Below are 3,489 nucleotides of genomic sequence, written 5' to 3'. Positions count from 1 at the left end.
ATCTGACTGCAGAGCAGAAGCAAACGATCTCTGCGTTGTCGACGTTGGCGGCTGGGATTTCGGGTTCTGCGGTGGGCAAGGATGCTCTGAGTGCGGTGGCGGCGGCTCAGGTTGGGAAGAATGCGGTTGAGAACAACTCCCTAAGTGATATCGCTGAAGCATTAGCTGAGGGGAAGACACTTGAGCAAAAGGCTGAAGAGCGCGTCAAAGCAGAAAATGAACACTACAAGGAGCAAAACTGTGCAGGGATGAGCGCGGATGCTTGTTCAGTAAAGATGTACAGTGCGCGCCGGGAGGAGCTGAAAAACACCCTGCTGACCGGTGTGGACTTTGTGCCGGTAATCGGGGATATCAAGAGTTTTTCCGAGGCTGATAGCGCTCTGGATTACCTAGCAGCAGCGATTGGCGTAATACCCGGTGTTGGTGATGTTGCCGGAAAAACCATAAAAGGTGCACAAAAGGCCCTAGACGCTGGTGATCTCGAAACAGCGTCGAAACTGATTAATCAGGCCAGCAATGAAATTCAGACTGTTAAGGCACTTGATGTTGGATCATATAGTGGTATAAAAGGCACAGGCCAGACTTTACGGGAGGTCGAAGTAAGCTCTGGTGGCAAGGGAGCATGGTCCAAAGATCTCAATAAGCCTGAGCCAAACACAATTTATAAAGTGGATGGAAACAAGACCTATCAAACAGACAGTATGGGTCGTGTTGAAAGAGTTGAATCCAACCTTTCTTACGCAAAAAATGACCGAAATACCTATCAGCAATGTGTGGCAGGAAAGTGTGGAGTATCTGGTGACGAGGGCGGGCATTTAATTGCAAGTGTTTTTAACGGGCCAGGTGAGAAGTTGAACTTGCTCCCCATGAATGGGAACTTAAACAAGGGAGCCTGGAAGTCGATGGAAAATACTTGGGCAAATGCACTTAAGGATGGGAAGCCTGTAAATGTCAAAATTGAGCCTATCTACTCGGGCTCTAGTGTGCGGCCTGACAGATTCAATGTTAAGTATTCAATCGACGGTGGCCGTCCTGTGAATGTTGACTTTAAAAATGCGCCTGGAGGTGGGGGTTGATGGATGAACAGCTGTTTTACGAAAAAATTGGGCAGCTTCTAATTGATGCTGGTCCCTCAGACGCTAAAAAAATAATAGCCAGAGCGGAGCTTTTTGCTGAAGGCGACGGCGGTAGCTATGAGTTTGATTACTTCAATAAAGCTGGTGATTTAAACTGGTTTGATCCCGACGGTCGCGCAGTTGGTGATTTCACCGAATTGCTAGTGCAGTTGAGGAGCTATTTTGTTATGAATGGCTTGTGCGCAGGCGAAAAAGCCTGGTCTGGATGTGTAGTTACTTTGGATGTGGAAAATATAAAGATAAATATTGAGTTTAAGTATGATAATTAAATAAGCCAGCTGTAAAGGTTTCGACTTGATATGACACTCTCGACACCAGCCTTTCGCCGGCATTGTGTTACCCGTCAAACTGTTGCTTCTTTTCTGCTCACCGGCGGCTATCGGGCTGCTACTTATTTGCTCCCAATTACGTCAGGTTGATCATACTTATGTTGCGCCGAGAAGTGACTATCAGGCCCTGCAGCGTCAATACAATAGCCAGCGGAATAATCTTAAACGTGAGTGGGAGTTGAATACTGGTTTGGCATGGCCAAAAACTGCGAGTGGTGTGGATTTTCAGGCGCACCATGTGATACCACAGCAGTACGGTGGACCTAACCAATGGTGGAATTTGCATCCGGTTCCGGGTGGAAGTGCTCACCAAGGTGGCGTCCATGCCCCAGCAAGTCCAACTACAACAGCGTTTCCGCAGCACCCTCCGAGGCTACCATGAACATGTACGAAAATTTAGAAGCCTTTAATACGATGGGATGTGCGCTATTGGAGCGGCTGACGCCTGTTTCTTCAAGTGAAGTAAGTATGATGCGGCAGCAGTGGCCGACGGCTCCCACCGAGTACTTTGCTTTTATGGAGGAACGGGGGCACGGTGAGATCAAGGACGACGACTGCGCACTGCCGCTTTTGACGATTCAACCGATGCTGCTTTCTGCTGCGGTTGACTACTTCGGTGATGATGGAATTTATAAAGACGGGCCTTATGAAGCGGGCGCGAAGGGCGAGGTGTGGCTGTTCGGCTGGGATAGCGCCGGGACTGCTTTCGGTTTCGACAGCGGAGACAACTGGCGTTTGTTGGAAATAGACAATATGCGTTGGATAACGCGACTTGACTTATCCTTTTGTCAGTTCGTCGAGGGGCTGTTGGTTTGTTATCCACAGCGGCCAGTGAGCTTTGCGAATGGAGTTTGGCGCGACTCGGGAGATGTTTCTTACAACGCTCCGGTATAGGCGCAACAGCCAGGCGAACCTAAAGCAGGTGCAAAAGCAACTGGTGCAGCCTATCTCCCCCTTTTGTCGCCTTTTTTGTGGGGGCAGGGGGCGGCCTACGATTATTCTAGGTGGATACTTGGGGTTGGACGCTTTTTGTAGTTTGTGAAACTTCGCTCTTTAATAATTTAACTTTTTTCTGTACTTGACGGGGATGTACTAAGTCAAGTTGGGCGGCACCAAGCCGCCCACGGTTTTTATGAAGTTTGTAAATTCATTTTTCGACCAATCACGTCCAACAAGTCGCACCCATCGCGCAACGGAATGGCCAGTAACAACGCAAAATCGTGAAGCACAATTGCATCACTACTGATTTCCTCCCGAAACGCCAGGTTTTCCAAAAACTGAGTCACCGCACGGATACGGTACGCGGCGGCATCATAGAGAACATCAAGGGGCGCTTGGGTGTCGATTACCAGCGCGGGGATGGTTGAATCGTGGCCTGTCAGGGGAATGTATCGGGTCATTTTCAAACTCTCTACTTAAGTGATTAATACCATCACTCAAACGTCGCCAAACGAATGGGTGACAGCTGTACGCAGGTTGGCGAACCGGCAGTAGAGAAAACCGGCAGACCCGAAGGTCTCCCGCGCACAGCCGTCATAAGACAGCTTTGCAGGCGCGCAAGTGACTGCAAAAAAGCCATTAGCTTGCGCATTCTCTACCGTCAGGTCGCCAAACCTGAGTCGCCATGGGGACGACCGGCGGACTATAAGCCCTCTGTGTAAAGACATGCAAGGCATCAAAATGCTGGCGTTCAAGTGTCAGCGAAGCCAGCGCCGACAAGAACTTGCTGATTACCGATCGCTTGCTGACCAGCGATATCAAGAACACCAGCAAGATCAACAGCACGTCGGCAAGCGCAGGTATTTCTGGTGGCTCCAGCGGTATCACAATGGGCCCGCCAATGGGCGCGGTGCTGAGTGAATCCGACAGCAGCAAAACCCGGGCAGCGGTCAGCGAGGGCACGATTATCGTGCGTGATCCTGAGGGTGCCAACGACCTGGTGGGCCTCAATCGCGATACGCAAAACGCCAACAAGCACCTCGACAAGCCGGATGAAAAGGCCATGCGCGAACGCATGGACCTGA

At 50.3% G+C, this 3,489-nt stretch carries 4 protein-coding genes and 1 pseudogene; 4 read left to right on the top strand and 1 reads right to left on the bottom strand.

Annotation, left to right across the window (positions count from 1 at the left end; genetic code table 11):
• The 3 genes from E4P01_RS28220 to E4P01_RS13200 form a co-directional block, all read left to right on the top strand.
• A partial coding sequence (locus E4P01_RS28220) for a DNA/RNA non-specific endonuclease (protein WP_282442949.1) occupies positions 1-1,076 on the top strand: 1,076 nt, incomplete at its 5' end.
• Positions 1,076-1,405 (top strand): hypothetical protein, encoded by a 330-nt coding sequence (locus tag E4P01_RS13205; protein ID WP_216092039.1) that lies wholly within the window; start codon positions 1,076-1,078, stop codon positions 1,403-1,405. The genes E4P01_RS28220 and E4P01_RS13205, both read left to right, overlap by 1 nt.
• 438 nt (positions 1,406-1,843) lie before the next feature.
• The gene (locus E4P01_RS13200; protein WP_216092038.1) at positions 1,844-2,359 is read left to right on the top strand and encodes a hypothetical protein; all 516 of its coding nucleotides are present in this window, start codon (positions 1,844-1,846) and stop codon (positions 2,357-2,359) included.
• Between the two features lie 236 nt (positions 2,360-2,595).
• On the opposite strand, the gene E4P01_RS13195 is transcribed toward E4P01_RS13200, so the two are convergent.
• Positions 2,596-2,865, bottom strand: a complete 270-nt coding sequence (locus E4P01_RS13195) for a hypothetical protein (protein WP_216092037.1) — start codon at positions 2,863-2,865, stop codon at positions 2,596-2,598.
• Positions 2,866-3,188: 323 nt separating this feature from the next.
• On the opposite strand from E4P01_RS13195, the pseudogene E4P01_RS13190 reads away from it, so the two are divergent.
• Positions 3,189-3,489, top strand: a pseudogene (locus E4P01_RS13190) (hypothetical protein); the annotation flags it as partial.

The organism is Pseudomonas sp. NCIMB 10586, assembly GCF_023127895.1.
Lineage (GTDB): Bacteria > Pseudomonadota > Gammaproteobacteria > Pseudomonadales > Pseudomonadaceae > Aquipseudomonas > Aquipseudomonas synxantha_A.
The sequence above is the reverse complement of the archived record's forward strand: the minus strand, read 5'-3'. Positions and strand labels throughout refer to the sequence as shown.